Genomic DNA, 21,692 nt, shown 5'->3' on the forward strand with positions numbered 1-21,692 from the left:
CTTAAAAAAAAGCGCCAAAAGAGGGAAGAACGACTGAACCGCGAAGACGCGAAGGACACGAAGGAAGAAGAAAGAGACACTTGGGCGAACAAGTAGAACAGCAACGCATCATTCTCTCCTTTCAACCTTCTTCCTCCTCTTCCTTCTTCGCGCTCTTCGCGTCTTCGCGGTTCGTTAAAAAAAACTTAAAAAAAAGCGCCAAAAGAGGGAAGAACGACTGAACCGCGAAGACGCGAAGGACACGAAGGAAGAAGAAAGAGACACTTGGGCGAACAAGTAGAACAGCAACGCATCATTCTCTCCTTTCAACCCTTCTTCCTCCTCTTCCTTCTTCGCGCTCTTCGCGTCTTCGCGGTTCGTTAAAAAAAACTTAAAAAAAAGCCTAGAGACGCAGATACCTGCGTCTCTAGGCTAAAGTCGATCGAACTGAGCTAAAAAATCAGCTTCCCACCTTCTTCGGCGCAAAAGGAGAACCTGACTCAAAGGCACTAAAACCACCAGCAAAATCCTCGCCGTAGGCTTCTTCACCGTGTTGACCAATATCCAAACCTTGGTCTTCAGTAGAGGAAGGTACTCGCAATTCCATAAACTGTCCCAGAAGTTTCAGGATCAAAAAAGTACCAACCGCAGCAAAAACATAAGTAGCTATAACACTGAGAAATTGAATTCCCAGTAGCCCAGGATTGCCGAACAGCAGCCCATCATTTCCGGCTGAGTTAACGGCTTTAGTCGCAAACACGCCAGTCAGCAGCGCGCCCACAGTCCCGCCGAGACCGTGTACTGGGTAGGTATCCAAAGTATCATCAAATCCCAGTTTAACCCGCAAGCTAACGGCAAAGAAGCAACACACCGACGTGATAGAACCGATCATGAGCGCCCCAATGGGAAGGACGAAACCAGCAGCAGGAGTGATGCCCACCAATCCGGCCAGGAAACCACTAGCAATGCCCACTGCTGTGGGTTTGCCTCGGAGTACCCATTCCAAAATTGTCCAAGTTAAGCCGCCTGCTGCTGTAGAAATCATCGTGGTGACAAAAGCTACAGTTGCCAAGGAGCCAGAACCCAGAGCACTACCGCCGTTGAAGCCAAACCATCCGAACCACAGCATTCCAATGCCCAGCAACACGTAGGGGACGTTGTGAGGGGTGTGGGGTTTGTTCAAATGGTCTTTGCGAGGTCCAATTACCCAAGCTGCGACTACGGCAGAGACACCGGAACTGATGTGTACTACGGTGCCTCCGGCAAAGTCGAGGGAGCCGATCGCCCCCAGCCAGCCTCTACCCCAAACCCAGTGGGCTAAGGGAGAGTAGATGAAGGTGGACCACAGTAGTACGAACCAGAAATAGGTTTTAAAGGTGACTCGTTCGACGATCGCCCCAGAAATCAATGCTGGAGTGATGATGGCGAACATCATCTGATAAACCATGAATACTTGGTGAGGAATTGTCGGTGCGTAGCCGACGGGATCGATTTTGTCGGCTGTGACACCGTTCAAAAACATCCAGTCTAAGCCCCCGATGAAGCTTTCGAGTCCTGTGCCAAATTCCGGGGCTTTGATGGATACATCAAAGGCTAAGCTGTAACCCCACAGCGTCCAGGTGACACCGATCATTCCCATCATCACCAAACTCATCATCATGGTGTTGAGGACGTTGCGCGATCGCACCAGTCCTCCATAGAAAAATGCTAGTCCAGGTGTCATGAACAGCACCATTGCTGAGGAAACTAGCATCCAAGCTGTATCGCCAGTGTCGATCGGGTTTGGTTCAGCAACCGCAGCAGCAGGGGCAGTGTCTTGAGCTAAGGCATTATTCATCAGTGGCCCGCTCAACAGCCACATTGCAATTAGTCCGATCTTTAAACTTTTTTTGAACACGTTAGTGTTACCTCTAATACTCAGTAATTTGCAGAGTTGACCGAGCCGATTTTAGATGTGAGGATGTTAGATGCAATAGTTATTTGGTTTTAAGATCCTGTATGAGTGGAACAAATCTTAAATAGATAATTCCCGCTCCTCAATTTTCCAACTGCTGATAGGCAGACTCATCTAAAATCGTCAATCTTTCGCCCCAAATTTAGTGACTTTTGGATTGCACCATTTGTGACCTAGGTTTTTCTGTATCTAGATATACTAAATTTTCTCGTCTTAGATTTTCTTAATCATCCACTGGTACTTGACTCATGAGTAACCTATATTCGTGTTTCTAGTAATTAGAGTGACATACTCCCACGTCAAGCCGAGTACAGCTATGACGTGGGCATCTTTGCAGCCCTACTAAGGGCATACAAAATTTCCTTTTTAGCTAATTTTTTAATTGGATCTGACCAAAAAGTTGCAATGCCGATCGCCATACTAAATAACCTCGATCGTTGAGGTGCAGCCCATCTGTGCTGAGTTCAGTTAATAGGTTGCCGTCGGCATCTGTAAACATGGGGTGCAAATCCAAATACAAGACATTTTCCGAAATTGCAATTTCTTTCAATCGCCGATTGATTTCCCGAATCCGATGATTAGAAATAGCTAACAGCCGATCGCGATTTTCCCAAGTAGCCTGTTCCCCGCTGTGTGGCAAAATCGACTGCACCACCACTTGTGCTTTGGGGTGTGCCCATCGCAAATCGCGAATAATCTGTCGCTGGTTGTCCAAAATCCCTTCGTCGCTTGCCCCTTTGAGCAAATCGTTAATCCCAATCATCACAAACACCGCATCCGGCTGAGTGCGATCGAACAACTGTAACCGCTTCAGCAAACCCACGGAAGTTTCTCCCGAAATTCCCTGATTCAGCCAAGTTCGATCGATCGGCAACAGCTTCGTCGGAAACCACATACTCAAAGAATCCCCAGCCAAAACACTCAGCCTGGAGGGTGGATTTACTGCCGCCGCCTCAGCTTCCCTCCCTAATTGTGTTACCCACTGCTGGTAAGTCCACTTATGTCGCTGTCCCACCATCGGCTGATCGGAGACAGATTTGAGGGGATTTTGCTGGCGTATTTGTTCATCCACCCTAGCAGCACTAACCGCTGCACTGGCTGGGGAGCTTTCTGACAAGTTTTGTCCCCCCAGCACAAGCTGAGCTACAGTGACTATCAGTATCCCGTTTGTCAACAGAGATAGCCAAGCCCAAAAGGGAACTCTTTTAGATCGTTCCCTTGCGAATATGAGCCGTTGACTCTTCCGTCCGCTAAATCCTCCAAACTTCTCCATAAACTCAGGCGATTTGCAGGCACCACAACAAATAATTGGCACGCATTACTGCATCAAAGTTTACCGCTCCAGTTTCGCCTCAATTCTTTTGAGAATCAAGCACTGTAATGTGTTTGGCAAGGGCGGCGATGCAGAAATTGGCTTTTGCCGACCACTCTACCACAAAAAATCTACCAGCCAAAGTTTATGAGTTAGTCCTGGAGGCAAAATCCCACCATGTCCTAAATCCCAAATCAAGGAGCATCGGCTAGGGGATGTGGTTAGAATTTCATACCTTTGTTTCTGTTGCCAAAGTCAGCTTCCTTCACAAATCCGCTGTAGGCTTCCATACCGTGTTCTCCGATATCCAAACCTTCAGTCTCCTCTACAGCACTGACTCGGATGCCCAGCAACACCTTGAGTGCATACCAAAAAATTGCACTCAGCAGCACAGTCATCCCGCCTACAGAAATAATCCCGATCAATTGTGGTATTAATTGATCGAAACCACCCCCTACCAGCAATCCTGCTTTCGGCCCTGCCGTATAAATGCCAGTTGTCGGGCCATCGGCAAACAAGCCCACTGCCAGAGTTCCCCAAATGCCACAGACTAGGTGAACCGAGGTTGCCCCCACAGGGTCATCAATTTTCAAGTTGTCAAAGAAAGTTACCGCAAAAACTACCAGGATGCCCGCGATAATGCCGATAATCGCAGCATTGGGCACGTTGATCCAAGCGCAGCTAGCAGTAACTCCCACTAAGCCAGCCAGGATGCCGTTGATAATCATCGAAAGGTCGGGTTTGCCCAGGTACAGCCAAGCGGTGATGGTAGCCGCAACTCCCCCGAAGGATGCTGCGGTGTTGGTGGTGATGGCAATATGGGCGATCGCATTAGCATCCACTGCCATTGTCGAACCGGGATTGAACCCGAACCAACCCAACCACAGAATCAAACAACCCAAGGTAGCAATGCTCATATTGTGTCCCGGCATCGCCACAGTATCACCGTTACGGTACTTACCAATCCGCGGGCCCAAAAATGCTGCTCCCATCAAAGCGGCCCAACCCCCTACAGAGTGAACCACCGTCGAACCAGCAAAGTCATAAAAACCTACTTTTGCCAGCCAGCCGCCGCCCCAAATCCAGTGTCCGGTAATTGGGTAAGCAATCCCTACTAACAACAAGCTGAACACTAAAAAATCAAGGAATCTAATTCGCTCTGCAACGGCTCCAGAAACGATCGTGGCAGTAGTTCCGGCAAAAACTAATTGGAAAAAGAATTTGGCATTCAGAGGTACTCCCGTCCAATTTAACGAGCTGAAAATACCTTTGTAAGCATCTCCGATCGCGGGGCTGTTGTCAGCTATATTCCACAGGAAATATCCGCCACTTGTACCCATAAAACCGTTACCATCACTGAACATTAAAGCAAAGCCCATCGCCCAATAGGCAATGGTAGAAAGTGCAAAAACAATCAAGTTTTTTGCTAGGACATTAACCGCATTTTTCTGGCGACAAAATCCAGTTTCTAACATCGCAAAACCGGCGTTCATAAAGAACACTAGCATCCCTGTTACCATCACCCACATGGTGTCCATACCCACCTTCAGGGTTGCCAATTGTTCGTCAGTGCTAGGTTTGGGGGGCGTTTGGGCTACTGCTGCATATCCCCAGACTAAACAGATGATTGCAGCTAAAGGTATACAGGCTTGCCAACTGGGACTGAGCCTGCGGATGGCTAATTGTATTTTTGGCAAATTGGGGACTTGCTGCCACAATTTTGCTCCGTTTTTGGGCAGATATTTTTGCCTGATTTTTTTCCAGTTTGTCTGTTTCCGACTATTTGTTTTCACTGTTGATTTTCTCCAGACTAATCGCAACAACAATAATTTTAAAAAATCTCAAGCTTACTCCAAAATTGAGAGATTATTGCTTCAGATTGAGATAGTTATGATACCCTAATTCTTCTAGTTGATGTTGTTTTTCCATTACGGATTCGGACAAGCTTCGACGATATTGTTGGACTCGCTCTAGCAATTCTGGCTGGTAAACTGCTAAGATCTGAACTGCTAACAAGCCAGCATTTTTAGAATTGCCGATCGCCACTGTGGCTACAGGTATCCCTGCTGGCATTTGGACGATCGAGTACAAAGAATCTAATCCTTGCAGGTGACGGCTCGGCACTGGCACACCAATCACCGGCAAAGGTGTTAAAGATGCTACCATACCAGGTAGGTGGGCGGCTCCCCCCGCACCCGCAATAATCACTTTCAATCCCCGTTGGTGCGCGTTTTGGGCATATTCTACCATGCGCTCAGGAGTACGGTGGGCTGACACGATCGCCACGGAGCAAGGGATATTGAATTCTTCGCAAACTGCGATCGCATCTTTCATAGTGGGCAAATCAGAATCGCTACCCATGATAATTCCAACAGTCGGTTGATTCATCTAGTTTTGAGATTTGAGCTTTCCGATCAATGCTAATCTAAAATCTAAAATCTAAAATCTAAAATCTAAAATCGGATGACTGAAGCGACAAACTCAACTTTTTTCCCTACAAATATTCTCAATGCGAGGCTCCCCGGTTGTAAGGAATTGCAGATGCTGGCTGTGGATGAAACTGGCATCATTCAAGAAGTTTGCCCGATGGACAAAGTGTTTAAACGGGTTTCTCCCCCAAATTTACAAGTCATCGATGCAGCAGGTGACTGGGTTTCTTTGGGCGGAGTTGACTTGCAGATTAACGGTGCCCTCGGTTTGGCTTTCCCGGATCTAGAAACCAAGCATAGGGAATTTTTGCCCGAAATTTGTCAATTTTTATGGAATCAGGGAGTCGATGCTTTTTTGCCGACTTTGGTGACAACTTCACTAGATAAATTTAGACGATCGCTCTCAACTATTGCTAATTTTATACGCACTCAAAAAAAGAATACTTCCCCAACCAATCAAGTCAAAACAGCCTCAATCATAGGCGTTCACCTGGAAGGCCCTTTTCTTAATCCCCACAAGCGAGGTGCTCACCCGTCAGAATTTCTTTTGCCACTAACCATAGAAAATGTCAAGTTAGTTTTAGGAGATTGTGCTGATATTGTCAAAATAATTACTTTAGCACCAGAGTTAGATAGCACTGGGGAAGTAATTTCTTATTTACAAAGTTTGGGAATTACAGTTAGTCTCGGACACTCTCAAGCGACAGCAGAACAAGCCCAACAAGCATTTGTACGGGGTTCTTCCATGGTAACTCACGCCTTTAATGCGATGCCGAGTTTGCACCATCGAGAACCGGGTTTGTTGGGGGCTGCCATTGTTACTCCTGGTGTTAAGTGCGGTTTAATTGCTGACGGCAAGCACGTTTCTCCGACAATGATTGATTTTTTACTGCGCGCTGGTAGATACGAAACAGGTGTTTTTTTAGTTAGCGATGCTTTAGCTCCTTTGGGTTTACCAGATGGTGTTTATCCTTGGGATTCTCGTCAAATAGAGGTGAGAAAAGGTACTGCTTGGGTAAGATTAGATTATCACTCACCACTCGAATCGGCTACTTTGGCTGGTACAACACTACCACTTTTGGGGGGAGTTCAAAATTTGGTGAAGTGGGGAATTTGTGATGTGGCAAGCGCCATCGCCCTAGCAACGGAATCTCCTAGAAATGCGATCGGACTTTCAGGAATCCTTGGCTTGCCCGCCACTCAATTGTTACGCTGGCATTTGGATGAACCGACAAAGGAATTAACTTGGCATCGCTTATTTTAAAGGAAGATGGAAGATGGAAGATAGTCCTTCAACTAGGCACGCGCCTACCGCAGCGTAGCCCGAGGGCAGGAACCACATTTACTGAAGAAGTAACAAAGGAAGAAAAAAAAATTCAACTTGGGAAATTTACCAATGCCCAATCTTTTTCGGGCAAATTCCAAATTACGACCCTCAAGCATTATAATACCTAACTGTTGGCAATAACTCAGCAGCAGGCAGACTAATGAATTTGGCAAACGACAAGGATATTGTCAAACAGTATTTTAACTCCACGGGATTCGATCGCTGGCAACGGATTTACGGCGATGGCAAAGTCAATAAAGTGCAGCTAGATATTCGCACCGGGCACCAGCAAACAGTAGATACAGTCATCCAATGGCTGCAAGCTGACGGCAATTTGCGCGGGCTGTCAGTGTGCGATGCCGGCTGTGGCGTTGGCTCTCTCAGCATTCCTCTGGCTGAGGCTGGGGCAATTGTTTCTGCTAGCGATATCTCTGAAAAGATGGTAGCAGAAGCCTACGATCGAGCTACAGCAGCTCCGGGCAAGCTCTACAACGTCTCCTTTACAGCCCAAGATTTAGAAGCATTGAGTGGCAAATTTCACACGGTGATTTGTCTCGACGTGCTAATCCACTATCCTCAGAGTAAGGCTGCGGAAATGATTGCTCACCTCAGTTCGATCGCCCAATCCCGACTAATTCTGAGTTTTGCCCCCAAAACTTTAGCACTCACCGTGCTCAAAAAAATTGGTGAATTTTTCCCCGGTCCTAGCAAAACAACTCGCGCTTATCAGCACCGGGAAGCTGATATCATCAAAATCCTAGAAAACAATGGTTTTGTGGTTAACAGAACAGCCATGACTAGCACGAGCTTTTATTATTCTAGATTGCTGGAAGCTGTACGGAAATAGGGTAAAAATATCAGCAAATTCTCAGGCAAATTTAGATAATAGCAAATCCGGTTCAGTCATCCGCTCGATCGTGTTGCAAAAGTGCGTCGCTGTTCTAATCTTTGTATTCTTGGCGAGAATTGTTTCTAGCGACGCACCCGACAAGGGCTAAATCTACGGAGTCAAAATTGTGGCTGCTTCTATAGATTACATAACCAACGACAAATAGATGCAACTTGATTGTCATCATTCAGATTGGCAGCATTACTGAGAATCCCATTTTCCAATTGATCCCATATTTCACCAGCCATCCTGCTTGCAACTGCTGAACCCACAAAAAAAGTAAAAGGTGAGTGTCCAATTCTGGAAAATGCTTCCCGTATGCGATTTAGTGCCGCTTGTGCTGTTTTCCAATGCTCATCTGCACCGGCCGGATCTATTCCACCTTTAAGTTCGCCCAGTGCAATAACATAGGGCTCGACGACATATGGATCGATGGCATTAGATTTATTAGCTACCAACTCCGTCGGAGCCAGATTAAATAAACATAAATCGACATTGCTCCTGACTAGCGGAACAGTTAGGTTATAAATCAGTGTGCGATTACCAAGCTCGCTCTCCCAACTTATTCCACGTAAAGACAACTCAATTTCTGTGTCATCACTTGTCATGGCTATCCACTTTTTCGTCTTTGAATGTTGCCAGTAATATCTCTTACCAGCAATGGTGAGAGTCGAGAGGATTGCACGAGTTAGTTTTCTTTGTGCTAAAGATCCGCCCACATTACGCATTGACCCACCAAGCGTGTCACCACGAGTCAGTAGGAATCTAAAGACCAATTCCTCCACAAAATTTGTCCCTGCTGGCTCAAGAAAATTCCTGATTAGACCATTTATCGCTTCAATCTTATCCTTTGGCATCAAATGAGCAAGAGATTTGTCTGACAATCCTGCCGCAGTCAACAATCCCATTTCAATACCTTTAACGTTTAACAAATCAGTAGGAATCTCGGCTTGACGCGCAGCTTCTTGAAGTGCCCTTGCTTCGGCGAGGTAAGGTGTAGCACGTCGATTTTTTTCAAGCGCAAGTGCAACAAAACCCGCACGAGTGGCTTCATGAGTTGTGACAAGATTATCACTGGAATCAAGGTGATTACGATAAGCACACATAGGTTTCGAGTTATTGCTTCTTCCATATATAAACGCACTTCCTCAAAGGAGCGCGTCCATAATTTCCCATCTGTTGACTACTATTTCCCTTATCACCTGGTAAGACGAGAATATTTTCAGTAACAAAGCCTATTTTTTCAGCAAAATCCGAAAGAATTATGTCCACTGAAATGCTGATACCTGCGTAGCGCACATTGTCATTAACCATAAACAAAAATGCCCCTGGTTTAAGGATACGAAAGCTTTCTTGTATTACGCAAGCCATTTCATAGAAGTATCCTCTTACCATTCTTGGTATACCATTGTTGTTCAATACACCCTGTGACTTTTGGCTGTCCAAATATCTTAAGATAGCCTGCAATAGAGTTTGGGAATTAGCAATATTTAAAGCTAATTCCCAAGCGGGATTTATAGCCAACAAATTTTTGGGTTGGTTCTCAACGGTACAACTTAGCATTTGCTGACGCAGATTAATTAATTCCTTTTCAGAACTTCCTAGTAAAGCTAGCTCTAGTGCATAGGTGCGAGTATAGTCATATCGATTGCAGTAGGGTGGAGAGGTGATGATTGCATCGTATGTAGAGTCAGACAAATGGGGCATTATCTCCAAACAAGAACCTTGATGCAAATTGATTTTACCTTGATGATGCTTCTTACTTTCAAAAAGCTCAAGTTGTTGGGTAGGAGGTTCTAAGTCGTTAACAAGTTCATTAAATTTTTCGGTAATCGCTTTACTGAACTCAAGAACCTCACCTTTATTGAAGGACTTTTTTGACTGTCCATGACCAGAACGGTAATCCCAACGCAGATACTGTCCATCTTTGCGTGTATAGCTTACGGATTCTAAAACACACAGTAACGTAAAGATTAAAACTGATTGAACCTTGGTATTTTCTTGATAACAAGCTCCAAGATATTGCTCAATTGATGTTTTAGTTTCTTCGGAGTAAGCTCCTTTTGTAATTCTCAACTCTGGCAAAGTGACTGGGCTTTCAAATTGTTTCCATATTTGCAAATTAAACCATGTCTTTAGCCGCTCAAAATCATCAATAGTGAATGCAGTGTCTAAAAGGATTTTGGTATTAATTATATGTTGACCAATAGGTAACAATTCAATACCATCCACATCAATTCCCAAGTCACTAGCAGCAAATAATGCAGTTCCACTTCCTGTAAATGGATCTAAAATTTTGCCTTGAATAATTTGATATTTTTGGACTAAAAATTCTACCAGAGAAGCGGAGAAAGCCTCTTTGTATTTGTACCATCGATAAATAGGTCTAGTTTTGTTAGCCTGAAAACTCACCAAAAGTCTGGTCAGTGAGGGTTGAATTAGGAACTTGTCTTGAAAGCGATCGTGTAATTGGCTGTCAAGGATATCAATCTCTCCCAGAGCGTCAATTTCCACTTCAGAAGTCATGTTTGAGATGCTTGACATATTTATTCTGTGATTGAGTTAATCCACCAGTCCTGGACGCACGGGGGGTCAAAAACCTGGTTTCTTCGTCAATATCTTTCGCAGAAAGCGACGATTTGTGCTCATAAACCGGGTTTTTTGTGTCCAGGACTGTCCACGCGAAATTTAACAGCAACCACCGCCGTTATAATGCCAAGTCGAATCAGTAATCAACACCTTGTCCGGCATCAATCCCCCCAACTTTCCAGCAGTTTTATCGCACACTGCCGCTGGAACGCCCCGCTGCAAAACGTGACCAGCCCCGTCATCAAATAGCTCCTCAGACCCCGCATAAATCGCCGTCTTGCCAGTGAAAATGCAAGCACCATCATCCGGTACAGGTACTTTGAAAGACACTGAATCCAGGCTTTCTAGCAGCAAGTCGGCATCCAATTGATAATTGTGTTTGTCCAGCAATCGGTAAGGACGCCGCGCCCGAACTTCCACTTGTCCAAAACCTACGTCTACAAGGTGTTGGACGTATTCTGCGTAGGTCAGAGCGCCGGACAAACACAAAGCGCGCAAGCGTTCGTCTTGCTGCAAATGTTGGGGAATTGTGCGAGTTGCAATGGGATCGCTCATCAATAATCTACCACCGGGTTTCAACACTCGGTAGGTTTCTCTTAATGCCTTAGCTAAATCGGCTGGTTCAAAGATGTTAAATAAACAATTTTGGGCAACAACATCTACAGAAGCATCGGGCATGGGTAAGGCAAAAGCATCCCCGGCTCTAATCTCGACAAAACTAGCATCAAACCAATCATTTTCTTGGGCGGCAATTTGCAAGTTGCGTGTCGCGGCATCTCGCATTGCGGCAACTGGATCGACGGCAATTACTGCTCCTTTTTGGCGAGAGAAATAGGCGAATTGCAGTGCTTCTAAGCCGCCACCAACTCCTACATACAGCACGACTGGATTTCCTACCAGTTCGGCGGCGTGGACTGTTGTGCCGCAGCCGTAATTCATCTCTTGCATTTGTTCGGGAATGTTTAATCCCGGCAGTTGCAGGGGGCTGCTTTGGACGCAGCAAAGTCCGATTTGGGGGGTTTCGGCTACTTCGCTGTAGAATTTTGCTGCTGTTTCGAGGTAGGTCATTGGTGATTGTCCTGATTTGTGAATGGAGTTGAATAGGGAAAGATTTTGTTTGGTTTCAACTGATATTTGTGGTTTGGGCTACAAGTTGAGAGATGGTGTTTTCGGTTCTGTCAGTTGATTCAGAAAGCTACGGAATTTATTCATAAGTTCGCTGATTTTTTGTTTTACTGTTTGTAAAATTGGTGTGGATTTTGGTTCGGTGAGTGGAGTTGGCTCAGTTATTTTGGGTGTGTCTATTTCTGGTGTTGCTGTTGGTTCTGGTTCGCTGAGTGGAATTGGCTCAGTTATTTTGGGTGTGTCTATTTCTGGTGTTGCTGTTGGTTCTGGTTCGGTGAGTGGAGTTGGCTCAGTTATTTTGGGTGTGTCTATTTCTGGTGTTGCTGTTGGTTCTGGTTCGGTGAGTGGAATTTGCTCATTTATTTTGGGTGTGTCTATTTCTGTTGTTGCTGTTGGTTCTGGTTCGCTGAGTGGAATTTGCTCAGCTATTTTGGGTGTGTCTATTTCTGGTGTTGCTGTTGGTTTGGGTTCTGTGACAGGAGTTTGCTCAGTTATTTTGGGTGTGTCTATTTCTGGTGTTGCTGTTGGTTTGGGTTCTGTGACAGGAGTTTGCTCAACTATTTTGGGTGTGTCTATTTCTGGTGTTGCTGTTGGTTTTGGTTCTGTGACAGGAGTTTGCTCAACTATTTTGGGTGTGTCTATTTCTGGTGTTGCTGTTGGTTTTGGTTCTGTGACAGGAATGGGTGCGACTTCAGGAGCCTGTTTTGGTTCTTGACTGGGTTTAGCAACTGGAGTTTCTGGAACCACCGCAGGAGATGGTTTGACATTTGGTGTTTCTAGTGCTGGTGTGGGTTTGGGTTCGGGGTTTGGTGTTTCGGGTTTGTAGGTGCGATCGACTATACCGCCAGATGCTGCTGTTAGTTCACCGCGCACTAATTTAGAAAGGGTATCTTGTCCTTGGGGTTGGTAATTTATCAGTCTGACTGTATTATTAAAGGCGTTTTTGACGGAATTTCCGCGTTCGTCGATAAATTCTAGCTGTACCCAGTTTTTCCCTGGTTTGAATCCTTTCAGATATATAGGTTGCCATTGGTCGATCGTAAAGCTTTCTCCGTTGACTGTGGCTCGAATTTTCCAATCGAGTATTTCATCTTGGGAGTTTTCTTGAGCGGCCAGATGCAGGGGAGCATTTGTCAAGTAAAAGTCCAGCATGATGGGTTCAGCCCCGTAGGTGTCTTGGGGCTGGTTGTAGGTGAGCTGGGGTAAATTGCGATCGGGATTATTATCCTCAGTTTTGGTGAAAACGTGAAAGGTTGTTTGGGCGTAAGCACCCTCGTTTTTAAAGCTTTCTTCCCAAGGGCGAGATGCAAAAACTCGCAGGGTGTGGGTTCCGGGTTCTAAGTCAGATAACTCTAAAGGCTGGTTTGTGTCATAAACTGCCTGATAGGGTTGATTGTCTAACAACACCTGAAGATGGGGACCCAAGCCTAGGTTCGCATCTTTGAAAATCGGCAAGTCTTTGACTTGGAGTCGTACAGATATATAGGTGTCCTCAAGCACTTGGTCTGGCTTGGGATTCAAAATACTAACTTGAGGTTGGTAGCTTTCTAACGCCTGACGCAGTTTTTGAATGCCTACCGGGGGGGAAACCTCTGAGATTTTTGTGACCGGGGTGGGGACGGAATTGCTCTTGTTGCTGGATGTTGGCAAGTCGGGATGATTGTTGCCGCAACTTGTGATACCTAAAATTAATACTGCTGCTGCGAGCAATACCAGCAGCCTGTCCGCAGTCTTCCTCAGCCAATTGATTCCCATCACGCAACCATACTCCTAGAAGCCTTCTCATAGGGAACTATAGCCCAAAACTGAGTTGAGTAATTGGGATTTTGGCGATCGAGAATTTGGGAGGGACTCCTGGCTCAAGTGAGGTGGTTGTCCAGGACTAATCCGATAGTTGGTGCCGATTGCGAATCCAGCTAATAACTCCGGCGGCTTTTTGCAAAACAAGTCTATATAAATCAAAATTCTTCCGTACCCTTATCTTTGAGTTTTGTAAATTTAATGCCAACACCCCTTGACTTTTGTGATGTACTGTGGAGATTCAATTGATTATTACATCAGAAAATGCGACTTTTTTAAGTATTGTTAACAAGCGATTAATACTTCTCTGACAAGCTTATAATTCATAAAACCGCCGCAAGATGAGCAAGAGGAGCAGCACAAAATAAAGGCTGCGATTCGGCTCATCAAATAGCGAAAGTAGTTAACAGTACCCAGCGACACTGGGAAACTGGCTTCTGTCTAGAAGCGCAACGCTTGGGGAGATACAGCAAGTGTGTCTGATTCTGCAAAGAGTTAAATGCAAGCTGTATCGGTGAACCGAGAATCCCCGTACCACAAGTCCGGTGAGTGTCAAAAACAATATCAGTTCTCGTTCCTTGTCTTATCGAGAGGAGAGTCTTCATGACCATTAGTCCTCCAGAGCGAGAGGTAAAAGTTAGAGTAGTAGTCGATAAAGATCCCGTTCCAACTTCCTTCGAGAAGTGGTCTAAACCGGGACATTTCGATCGCACTCTAGCTAAGGGACCAAAAACAACCACTTGGATTTGGAACCTCCACGCTAACGCTCACGACTTCGACAGTCATACCAGTGATTTAGAAGACGTTTCGCGCAAAATCTTTAGCGCTCACTTCGGCCATTTGGCAGTAATTTTCGTTTGGTTAAGCGGCGCATATTTCCACGGCGCTAAATTTTCCAACTACGAAGCTTGGCTAACAGACCCGACAGGTATCAAACCTAGTGCTCAAGTGGTCTGGCCTATTTTTGGTCAAGAAATTTTAAATGCAGATGTAGGTGGCGGTTTCCACGGGATTCAGATCACTTCGGGTCTGTTCCAACTGTGGCGCGCCAACGGCATCACTAACTCATACCAGCTATATTGCACTGCGATCGGCGCATTGGTAATGGCAGCTTTGATGCTGTTTGCCGGTTGGTTCCACTATCACGTCCGCGCTCCGAAACTGGAATGGTTCCAGAACGTGGAATCGATGATGAACCACCACTTGGCAGGTTTGCTAGGCTGCGGCTGCTTGGGCTTCGCAGGACAACAAATTCACGTTGCTCTGCCGATAAATGCTTGCATGGACGCGATCGATGCAGGCTCACCGTTGACAGTAGGTGGCAAACTGATTAAAACAGTTGCCGATATCCCGCTGCCACACGAGTGGCTTTTCAACGCTGGCTTGATGGCTGATATCTACCCCAGCTTCGCTCAAGGTTTAACGCCCTTCTTCACCCTCAACTGGGGCGCATACACTGACTTCCTGACCTTTAAAGGCGGTCTGAATCCCACCACAGGCGGTTTGTGGCTGAGCGATACAGCGCACCATCACTTAGCGTTGGCAGTGCTGTTCATCGTCGCCGGACACTTCTACCGTACTAACTGGGGCATCGGCCACAGCTTTAAAGAAGTTTTGGAAGCTCACAAAGGTCCCTTCACTGGCGAAGGCCACAAAGGGATGTACGAAATCTTCACACAGTCTTGGCACGCCCAACTGTCGTTGAACTTGGCTTTGATGGGCTCGATCAGCATCATCGTGGCTCAACATATGTACGCGATGCCTCCGTATCCGTACATCGCGACCGACTACCCGACTCAGCTATCCCTGTTCACCCACCACATGTGGATTGGCGGATTCCTGATTGTGGGAGCAGCGGCTCACGCAGCAATCTTCATGGTTAGGGATTATGATCCGGCGCAGCACGTGAATAACTTGCTCGATCGGGTACTCCGCCACAGAGATGCAATTATCTCTCACTTGAACTGGGTTTGTATATTCTTAGGCTTCCACAGCTTTGGTTTATACGTTCACAACGACACGATGCGCGCTTTCGGTCGTCCTCAAGATTTGTTCTCGGATACGGGGATTCAATTGCGCCCAGTATTTGCCCAGTGGATACAAAATATTCACGCTGCGGCTCCGGGTAACACAGCTCCTAATGCTATGGAAATCGTCAGTCACGCTTTTGGCGGCGGTGCTGTAGCAGTAGGCGGCAAAGTAGCGATGATGCCGATCGAGTTGGGTACGGCGGATTTCATGATCCACCACATCCACGCTTTCACAATTCACGTTACAGTTCTGATTCTTTTGAAGGGCGTGTTGTTCGCACGCAGTTCTCGCTTGGTGCCTGACAAAGGCAACTTGGGCTTCCGGTTCCCTTGCGACGGCCCCGGCCGTGGCGGCACCTGCCAAGTTTCAGGTTGGGATCACGTCTTCTTAGGCTTGTTCTGGATGTATAACTGCATCTCGATTGTGATTTTCCACTTTAGCTGGAAAATGCAGTCGGACGTGTGGGGAACCGTCGATTCAGATGGCACAATTTCTCACATCACCGGTGGTAATTTCGCACAAAGTGCGATCACTATCAATGGTTGGTTGCGTGACTTCCTGTGGGCCCAAGCTTCTCAGGTGATTCAGTCCTACGGTTCGGCACTGTCGGCCTACGGTCTGATGTTCCTAGCTGGACACTTTGTCTTCGCCTTCAGCTTGATGTTCCTGTTCAGCGGTCGTGGTTACTGGCAAGAATTGATTGAGTCCATTGTTTGGGCTCATAATAAACTCAAGGTAGCTCCTTCGATTCAACCTCGCGCTCTGAGCATTACTCAGGGTCGGGCTGTGGGTGTAGCTCACTACCTCCTAGGAGGAATTGTCACAACGTGGGCATTCTTCTTAGCGCGAATCATCTCGGTAGGTTAAACTACCTCCAGGTTTTGGATTCTGGATTTGGGATCGCTCTCAAACCCGGAACCCAAACCTCCGAACCGAACCCCTTCAACGTTCAGGATTCAGGATTTATCAAGGCTTATGGCAACCAAATTTCCAAAATTTAGCCAAGACCTTGCCCAAGACCCGACTACACGGCGGATCTGGTACGGGATTGCCACAGCACACGACTTTGAAAGCCACGATGGCATGACCGAAGAAAATCTTTACCAAAAGATTTTTGCTTCTCACTTCGGCCACCTAGCAATCATTTTCTTGTGGACTTCCGGCAGCCTCTTCCATGTAGCATGGCAAGGTAACTTTGAACAGTGGATTAAAGACCCTCTAAACGTCCGCCCGATCGCTCACGCGATTTGGGACCCGCAATTCGGCGCTCCAGCAGTTGAGGCTTTCACTCAAGCTGGCGCTTCCAATCCGGTGGACATCTCCTACTCTGGTGTTTACCATTGGTGGTTTACTCAAGGAATTCGGACGAATGCTGACTTGTATCAAGGAGCTATCTTCTTGCTATTTCTGGCTTCTGTCTTCCTGTTCGCTGGTTGGTTACACCTCCAGCCTAAGTACCGCCCCAGCTTGTCTTGGTTTAAGAATGCTGAATCTCGCCTCAACCACCACTTGGCTGGTTTGTTCGGTGTCAGCTCTTTGGCTTGGACTGGTCACATGGTTCACGTTGCTATCCCCGAATCTCGCGGACAGCACGTAGGTTGGGAAAACTTCTTGTCTACCCCTCCTCACCCGGCTGGTTTGGCTCCTTTCTTCACTGGTAATTGGGGCGTATACGCCGAGAACCCAGATGCAGCAAGCCACGTATTCGGTACTTCCGAAGGCGCAGGAACTGCGATTCTGACTTTCTTGGGCGGCTTCCACCCTCAAACAGAGTCTCTGTGGTTGACGGACATTGCTCATCACCATTTGGCGATCGCTGTGCTGTTTATCGTTGCCGGTCATATGTACCGGACTAACTTCGGTATCGGTCACAACATCAAAGAAATGTTGGATTCTAAAGCAGGTTTGGTAGGCGGCAAGAGTGAAGGTCAGTTCAACCTGCCTCACCAAGGTCTCTACGAAACCTACAACAACTCCCTGCACTTCCAGTTAGGAATTCACCTCGCTGCTTTGGGCGTGATTACCTCTCTGGTAGCGCAGCATATGTACGCGATGCCTCCCTATGCTTTCATAGCGCAGGATCACACGACAATGGCTGCGTTGTATACGCACCACCAATACATTGCTGGTTTCATCATGGTCGGCGCTTTCGCCCACGGAGCTATCTTCTTGGTCCGGGACTACGATCCTGAAGCTAACAAAGGTAACGTGCTCGATCGCGTGTTGCAGCACAAAGAAGCGATTATCTCTCACTTGAGCTGGGTATCGCTGTTCTTGGGCTTCCACACTCTCGGCTTGTACGTTCACAACGACGTTGTAGTCGCTTTCGGAACTCCTGAAAAGCAAATCTTGATTGAACCAGTGTTCGCACAGTTCATCCAAGCTGCTCACGGGAAGGCTCTGTACGGCATGGACGTGTTTCTTTCCAACCCTGATAGCATTGCTGCTACCGCTTGGCCAAACTACGGCAACGTATGGCTCCCAGGCTGGTTGGAAGGAATCAACAGCAGTACAAATTCTCTGTTCTTGGCGATCGGACCTGGCGATTTCTTGGTTCACCACGCGATCGCACTTGGCTTGCACACCACCACCTTGATCTTGGTCAAGGGCGCTCTGGATGCACGCGGTTCTAAGCTGATGCCGGACAAAAAAGACTTCGGTTATGCTTTCCCTTGCGACGGCCCCGGCCGTGGCGGTACTTGCGATGTCTCTGCTTGGGACGCCATGTACCTGTCTGTCTTCTGGATGTTGAACACCCTAGCTTGGGTAACGTTCTACTGGCACTGGAAGCACCTGGGCATCTGGCAAGGTAATGTGGCTCAGTTCAATGAGTCTTCTACCTACCTGATGGGCTGGTTCCGCGATTACCTCTGGCTGTATTCTTCTCAGTTGATCAACGGTTACAACCCGTATGGTACAAACAACTTGTCTATCTGGGCCTGGATATTCTTATTCGGACACCTGGTTTGGGCAACTGGTTTCATGTTCCTGATCTCTTGGAGAGGTTACTGGCAAGAGTTGATCGAGACTTTGGTTTGGGCTCACGAGCGCACTCCTTTGGCGAACTTGGTTCGCTGGAAGGACAAGCCAGTTGCTCTTTCTATCGTCCAAGGTCGTTTGGTTGGCTTAGTTCACTTTACGGTGGGTAATGTCTTCACTTACGCGGCCTTTGTAATTGCCTCGACGGCCGGGAAATTCGGGTAACTCTGAACTCTGGTTTCTAGGTAATTAACTGAAATCCCCTGCCTTCTGGCGGGGGATTTTTTGGTAGGCTAGTTAATTGTTGAGAAGAATATTTTTTATGGCGAAGTTAACGCAGGAAACAATTGCTACTATCTTGAATTTGCAGGCGAGGCTTTTGGCAGGAATTGATCAAGCTTCATCGGCAGAATTTGCAATATTTCAGCAATATGGGGAGATAGAAGCGACTGCTACGGTATTAGAGCAGCTTCAAAATGCTACTGAAAGGTTAAGAAACCCTTACTCTCGCTTTTACACATTGCTGCTGCGGATTTCTGAATCACAGCCAACAGCTTCTTCTGCTATGCTAAATTTACTAGCTCAAACGATTGAGCAAGCACAAGCTGATGCCGATGCCATCGAGGCCACTATCCGGGAAGCGAAAAGAGATTTTAACCTGTCATGAGTGAAAAACCGAAACTCCCTGAACCAGAAATAATCGAAAAGACTGTGAGAAATCTGCGAGGTGTCTGTCTACGGCTTGACGCTCTGACTCTCAGTTTAGATGAACTAATTGCGATGGTAGAAGCTGATATTCGCAACAGTCCGATTAATGTTTATCGCCGGGAGAATGCGAAGCGGTTGGCTGAGTCTGTCAAGCCGGAATAAAAGTGCGATCGCTCTGTCCTGAAAACCATTATGTCAAATCTGTTTGCGGTAATTTACACCCTAGGGAAAAATGATAGTGCCGCGGTACAATGTGAAGTCAATCAATCAGCAAATGCTGACTTATTTAAGAAATATTAAGAGATATGCCGTAAGTTTATTTTATGGTAAAATTGTTAGTTAATCTGGCGCTCGCTCGCTCTCCACCATCGCACCGAGCGAGACACAAAGTTTAGTTGAGACAAGGCTTCCGGCTTCTTAAGCCTATGTATCCGTAAATAGCCTAGTGCTGACGATTCAATTTACCAAGAAATTGGGTCTAAAGCCCCGTCCTTTTTATTGGTAGAAAAATCATAATTTGGCTCAGTAGACGAGTTCCACAGGATATATCTAACGAAAAGCCGATCGCCCTTTTCACTTCACCAAAAGCCCGATCGCCCTTATCCCCTCAAATCTCCCCATTCACCTGCATCTGATGCACCTTGTCCGCCAACTCTTGCAGGCGCTTTTCGTCCAACTCGTCGATCGCCAGCATTCCGACATATATAATTTCTTTCAGCGTTAGTCTGGTTGCTAGCGCCTTTTTCTGCACTATATCCTTGATAATTGGGCTGACTCCGATCGCGGTACTGGCTCTAGTCACAAAAATAACGGGAGATTAACAACTTTGACTAAATCTTAGCACCTTTAAGCTAAGGTTTTAGCTGCGATGCAAAATGCTTAAGCGCGTCTTGACAAGACGAAGCAAATGGTTTATAGTGGAAATGTGGAAAGGGCGATCGCCCTCAACCCCTCAAATCTCGCCATTTACCTGCATTTGGTGCACCTTATCAGCCAACTCTTGGCGACTTTCCTTATCGAGTGCATCAATTGCCAGCATTCCCAAATACACGACTTCCTTCTGGGTGAGTCTGGTCGCTTGGGCTTGTTTTTGAATGACTTCCTTAATCACGGAACTGACCGCGATCGCAGTATTAGTTTTTGCCACGAAGAATAATCAACTATGAATAACTTTCCTTGATATTAGCATCCTCGGTCAAATTAAGTACGATAATGTTTGACAAGTCCCAGTTAATCATGCTATAGTGCAACAAATACAAAAAAGCGATCGCCCCCCGTCTAGACAACTTAAGGTCGATCAATCTATTCCTCAATAATCTCCACCAAGTCCTCAATCATCACATCAAACGCCCGCGCTAACTTATACAGGGCCGTAAAGTCAACCATTGAAATTTCGGAACGACGAGCATAGCTGGTTATGGTGCTGTAGATCACGCCCGATCGCTCAGCCACCTCCTTAAATGTCCAGCCCCTCTCAGCCGCTAGCTCTCGCACTTTAACTCTGACTAAACCCATGCTTGACAAATAATGCAGTTGCGTTTTAAGATAATTGTATCTGAAAAAGCGATCGCCTCACGTCTGGACAACTAAGGGCGATCGGCTATTCTTCCAAAACCTCAACCAAATCCTCAATCATCACATCAAAAGTTCGAGCTAATTTCAGCAGTAAGGTAAAGTCAACGGTTGTCAGCCCAGGACAACGAGCATAATGCTTGACAGTGTTGTAGACAACCCCAGAACGTTCTGAAACTTCCTTGAATGTCCAGCCTTTCTCGGCGGCTAGTTCTCTGACTTTAATTCTAACTAAACCCATGCTTGACAATGGGTGTTATAACACCTTACAATAATTTTATCTGAAAAAGCAGATCGCCCTCCGGCCTCGAAAACTAAAGGGCGATCGTTTTCAAAACTTCAATAGACAGTTACTAGCTGTCTGACCTACCATCAATAGATTTATCTACAATCAGAATAGGCACTTACTATGATATCAGATACTTCGAGAAAATCATCGGCGATCGCAGAATCCAAAATAATTCACAAATCTCCCATCCTGCATCCGCTGGCGAGATTTGTTACAGAAGAAACAGTCGCACTGCTGTTCAATATCTCAGTAGACGACATTTACCGGATAGAATGCTGTCGCTACATGGTTTACGTGCACGGTAAACACATCAGCCGATTTGTCAGCTACGCCGATTTTCCGCCGATTGTGGAAGTAATTGAACCCGCACTGCAAGATTTTGGCAGATGGTACAAACGCTGGAAAAGCAAGCTAGCACCGCTATTTTGGACTAAATTCTACACGCACAAGTTCAAAGAGGCTGTTTCTGTTGACAGCTTGCTGGAGTGGGGACTGTTGGTAGGCAAAGTTAAATCGGCGATTTCTGGGGCGGGGCTACAACAGCTACGAGATGTTTATGCCGCAGAAAAAGATTTGATGGATAAATTTTAAAGGGCGATCGGCCCGACGTGCAACTACGAGAATGGGCAAAGGAAAAATTAAAACTAATGGCTAAGTGAGAACATGAAGGTAGAAAATGGACAATCCTCTGTGCGATCGACACATCAAC

19 protein-coding genes are annotated in these 21,692 nt (G+C 46.4%); 7 read left to right on the plus strand and 12 right to left on the minus strand.

All coding sequences use genetic code 11. The features are described from left to right. Nucleotides 1-439 precede the first annotated feature (439 nt). The 4 genes from AAFP11_RS07585 to purE form a co-directional block, all read right to left on the minus strand. Nucleotides 440-1,816, minus strand: coding sequence for an ammonium transporter (locus AAFP11_RS07585; protein ID WP_341736490.1), 1,377 nt, complete (start codon nt 1,814-1,816; stop codon nt 440-442). A 487-nt stretch (nt 1,817-2,303) separates the two neighbouring features. After that, the gene (locus tag AAFP11_RS07590; RefSeq protein WP_341736491.1) at nt 2,304-3,206 is read right to left on the minus strand and encodes an SGNH/GDSL hydrolase family protein; all 903 of its coding nucleotides are present in this window, start codon (nt 3,204-3,206) and stop codon (nt 2,304-2,306) included. Nucleotides 3,207-3,466: 260 nt separating this feature from the next. After that, nucleotides 3,467-4,963, minus strand: coding sequence for an ammonium transporter (locus AAFP11_RS07595; protein ID WP_341736587.1), 1,497 nt, complete (start codon nt 4,961-4,963; stop codon nt 3,467-3,469). A gap of 148 nt (nt 4,964-5,111) precedes the next feature. Then, entirely contained in the window at nt 5,112-5,633 is a 522-nt protein-coding gene (gene purE / locus AAFP11_RS07600) for a 5-(carboxyamino)imidazole ribonucleotide mutase (protein WP_341736492.1), read from the minus strand. A 75-nt stretch (nt 5,634-5,708) separates the two neighbouring features. Here purE and nagA point away from each other — a divergent pair, with 75 nt between their 5' ends. Together nagA and bchM are read left to right on the plus strand one after the other, a co-directional pair. Then, nucleotides 5,709-6,938 (plus strand): N-acetylglucosamine-6-phosphate deacetylase, encoded by a 1,230-nt coding sequence (nagA, locus tag AAFP11_RS07605; RefSeq protein ID WP_341736493.1) that lies wholly within the window; start codon nt 5,709-5,711, stop codon nt 6,936-6,938. A gap of 223 nt (nt 6,939-7,161) precedes the next feature. Continuing rightward, nucleotides 7,162-7,848, plus strand: coding sequence for a magnesium protoporphyrin IX methyltransferase (gene bchM, locus AAFP11_RS07610; protein ID WP_341736494.1), 687 nt, complete (start codon nt 7,162-7,164; stop codon nt 7,846-7,848). A gap of 179 nt (nt 7,849-8,027) precedes the next feature. Here the strand turns inward: bchM and AAFP11_RS07615 are convergent, their stop codons facing one another. The 4 genes from AAFP11_RS07615 to AAFP11_RS07630 all read right to left on the minus strand — a co-directional run bounded on the left by AAFP11_RS07615 (nt 8,028) and on the right by AAFP11_RS07630 (nt 13,359). Further along, nucleotides 8,028-8,996 (minus strand): type II restriction endonuclease, encoded by a 969-nt coding sequence (locus tag AAFP11_RS07615; protein ID WP_341736495.1) that lies wholly within the window; start codon nt 8,994-8,996, stop codon nt 8,028-8,030. Nucleotides 8,997-9,006: 10 nt separating this feature from the next. Next, the gene (locus tag AAFP11_RS07620) at nt 9,007-10,416 is read right to left on the minus strand and encodes a site-specific DNA-methyltransferase (RefSeq protein ID WP_341736496.1); all 1,410 of its coding nucleotides are present in this window, start codon (nt 10,414-10,416) and stop codon (nt 9,007-9,009) included. 162 nt (nt 10,417-10,578) lie between these two features. After that, on the minus strand, nt 10,579-11,547 hold the full coding sequence (arsM, locus tag AAFP11_RS07625) for an arsenosugar biosynthesis arsenite methyltransferase ArsM (protein WP_341736497.1): 969 nt from the start codon (nt 11,545-11,547) through the stop codon (nt 10,579-10,581). A 78-nt stretch (nt 11,548-11,625) separates the two neighbouring features. Further along, nucleotides 11,626-13,359, minus strand: coding sequence for a hypothetical protein (locus AAFP11_RS07630; protein WP_341736588.1), 1,734 nt, complete (start codon nt 13,357-13,359; stop codon nt 11,626-11,628). Between the two features lie 648 nt (nt 13,360-14,007). On the opposite strand from AAFP11_RS07630, the gene psaA reads away from it, so the two are divergent. The 4 genes from psaA (at nt 14,008) to AAFP11_RS07650 (ending at nt 19,284) form a co-directional block, all read left to right on the plus strand. Further along, nucleotides 14,008-16,302: a photosystem I core protein PsaA gene (gene psaA / locus AAFP11_RS07635; protein WP_341736498.1), complete on the plus strand. Its 2,295-nt coding sequence runs from the start codon at nt 14,008-14,010 to the stop codon at nt 16,300-16,302. A 108-nt stretch (nt 16,303-16,410) separates the two neighbouring features. Continuing rightward, nucleotides 16,411-18,639: a photosystem I core protein PsaB gene (gene psaB / locus AAFP11_RS07640; protein ID WP_341736499.1), complete on the plus strand. Its 2,229-nt coding sequence runs from the start codon at nt 16,411-16,413 to the stop codon at nt 18,637-18,639. A 97-nt stretch (nt 18,640-18,736) separates the two neighbouring features. Further along, nucleotides 18,737-19,081, plus strand: a complete 345-nt coding sequence (locus AAFP11_RS07645; RefSeq protein WP_341736500.1) for a hypothetical protein — start codon at nt 18,737-18,739, stop codon at nt 19,079-19,081. Beyond that, nucleotides 19,078-19,284: a hypothetical protein gene (locus AAFP11_RS07650; protein ID WP_341736501.1), complete on the plus strand. Its 207-nt coding sequence runs from the start codon at nt 19,078-19,080 to the stop codon at nt 19,282-19,284. The genes AAFP11_RS07645 and AAFP11_RS07650 overlap by 4 nt, the downstream gene beginning before the upstream one ends. Before the next feature lie 445 nt (nt 19,285-19,729). Here the strand turns inward: AAFP11_RS07650 and AAFP11_RS07655 are convergent, their stop codons facing one another. The 4 genes from AAFP11_RS07655 to AAFP11_RS07670 all read right to left on the minus strand — a co-directional run bounded on the left by AAFP11_RS07655 (nt 19,730) and on the right by AAFP11_RS07670 (nt 20,935). Next, entirely contained in the window at nt 19,730-19,924 is a 195-nt protein-coding gene (locus AAFP11_RS07655) for a hypothetical protein (protein ID WP_293190080.1), read from the minus strand. Nucleotides 19,925-20,074: 150 nt separating this feature from the next. After that, complete coding sequence (locus AAFP11_RS07660) at nt 20,075-20,269, minus strand: hypothetical protein (protein WP_236506337.1); 195 nt, start codon at nt 20,267-20,269, stop codon at nt 20,075-20,077. 155 nt (nt 20,270-20,424) lie between these two features. Next, nucleotides 20,425-20,637 (minus strand): helix-turn-helix transcriptional regulator, encoded by a 213-nt coding sequence (locus tag AAFP11_RS07665; RefSeq protein ID WP_006631308.1) that lies wholly within the window; start codon nt 20,635-20,637, stop codon nt 20,425-20,427. An 85-nt stretch (nt 20,638-20,722) separates the two neighbouring features. Further along, nucleotides 20,723-20,935, minus strand: coding sequence for a helix-turn-helix transcriptional regulator (locus AAFP11_RS07670; protein WP_006631306.1), 213 nt, complete (start codon nt 20,933-20,935; stop codon nt 20,723-20,725). 168 nt (nt 20,936-21,103) lie between these two features. Between AAFP11_RS07670 and AAFP11_RS07675 the strand changes: the two genes are divergently transcribed. Beyond that, nucleotides 21,104-21,574, plus strand: coding sequence for a hypothetical protein (locus tag AAFP11_RS07675; protein ID WP_341736502.1), 471 nt, complete (start codon nt 21,104-21,106; stop codon nt 21,572-21,574). Nucleotides 21,575-21,692 lie beyond the last annotated feature (118 nt).

The sequence above is a fragment of the Microcoleus sp. CAWBG640 genome (assembly GCF_020883015.1).
Lineage (GTDB): Bacteria > Cyanobacteriota > Cyanobacteriia > Cyanobacteriales > Microcoleaceae > Microcoleus > Microcoleus anatoxicus.

Bases quoted from the DNA above. Each gene is read 5' to 3' on its own strand.
- AAFP11_RS07630 (WP_341736588.1), bottom strand. From the start codon at position 13,359: ATGGGAATCAATTGGCTGAGGAAGACTGCGGACAGGCTGCTGGTATTG.
- AAFP11_RS07645 (WP_341736500.1), top strand. From the start codon at position 18,737: ATGGCGAAGTTAACGCAGGAAACAATTGCTACTATCTTGAATTTGCAG.
- AAFP11_RS07675 (WP_341736502.1), top strand. From the start codon at position 21,104: ATGATATCAGATACTTCGAGAAAATCATCGGCGATCGCAGAATCCAAA.
- AAFP11_RS07615 (WP_341736495.1), bottom strand. From the start codon at position 8,996: ATGTGTGCTTATCGTAATCACCTTGATTCCAGTGATAATCTTGTCACA.
- AAFP11_RS07665 (WP_006631308.1), bottom strand. From the start codon at position 20,637: ATGGGTTTAGTCAGAGTTAAAGTGCGAGAGCTAGCGGCTGAGAGGGGC.
- bchM (WP_341736494.1), top strand. From the start codon at position 7,162: ATGAATTTGGCAAACGACAAGGATATTGTCAAACAGTATTTTAACTCC.
- nagA (WP_341736493.1), top strand. From the start codon at position 5,709: ATGACTGAAGCGACAAACTCAACTTTTTTCCCTACAAATATTCTCAAT.
- AAFP11_RS07590 (WP_341736491.1), bottom strand. From the start codon at position 3,206: ATGGAGAAGTTTGGAGGATTTAGCGGACGGAAGAGTCAACGGCTCATA.
- psaB (WP_341736499.1), top strand. From the start codon at position 16,411: ATGGCAACCAAATTTCCAAAATTTAGCCAAGACCTTGCCCAAGACCCG.
- psaA (WP_341736498.1), top strand. From the start codon at position 14,008: ATGACCATTAGTCCTCCAGAGCGAGAGGTAAAAGTTAGAGTAGTAGTC.
- purE (WP_341736492.1), bottom strand. From the start codon at position 5,633: ATGAATCAACCGACTGTTGGAATTATCATGGGTAGCGATTCTGATTTG.
- AAFP11_RS07585 (WP_341736490.1), bottom strand. From the start codon at position 1,816: ATGAATAATGCCTTAGCTCAAGACACTGCCCCTGCTGCTGCGGTTGCT.
- AAFP11_RS07620 (WP_341736496.1), bottom strand. From the start codon at position 10,416: ATGACTTCTGAAGTGGAAATTGACGCTCTGGGAGAGATTGATATCCTT.
- AAFP11_RS07670 (WP_006631306.1), bottom strand. From the start codon at position 20,935: ATGGGTTTAGTTAGAATTAAAGTCAGAGAACTAGCCGCCGAGAAAGGC.
- AAFP11_RS07650 (WP_341736501.1), top strand. From the start codon at position 19,078: ATGAGTGAAAAACCGAAACTCCCTGAACCAGAAATAATCGAAAAGACT.
- arsM (WP_341736497.1), bottom strand. From the start codon at position 11,547: ATGACCTACCTCGAAACAGCAGCAAAATTCTACAGCGAAGTAGCCGAA.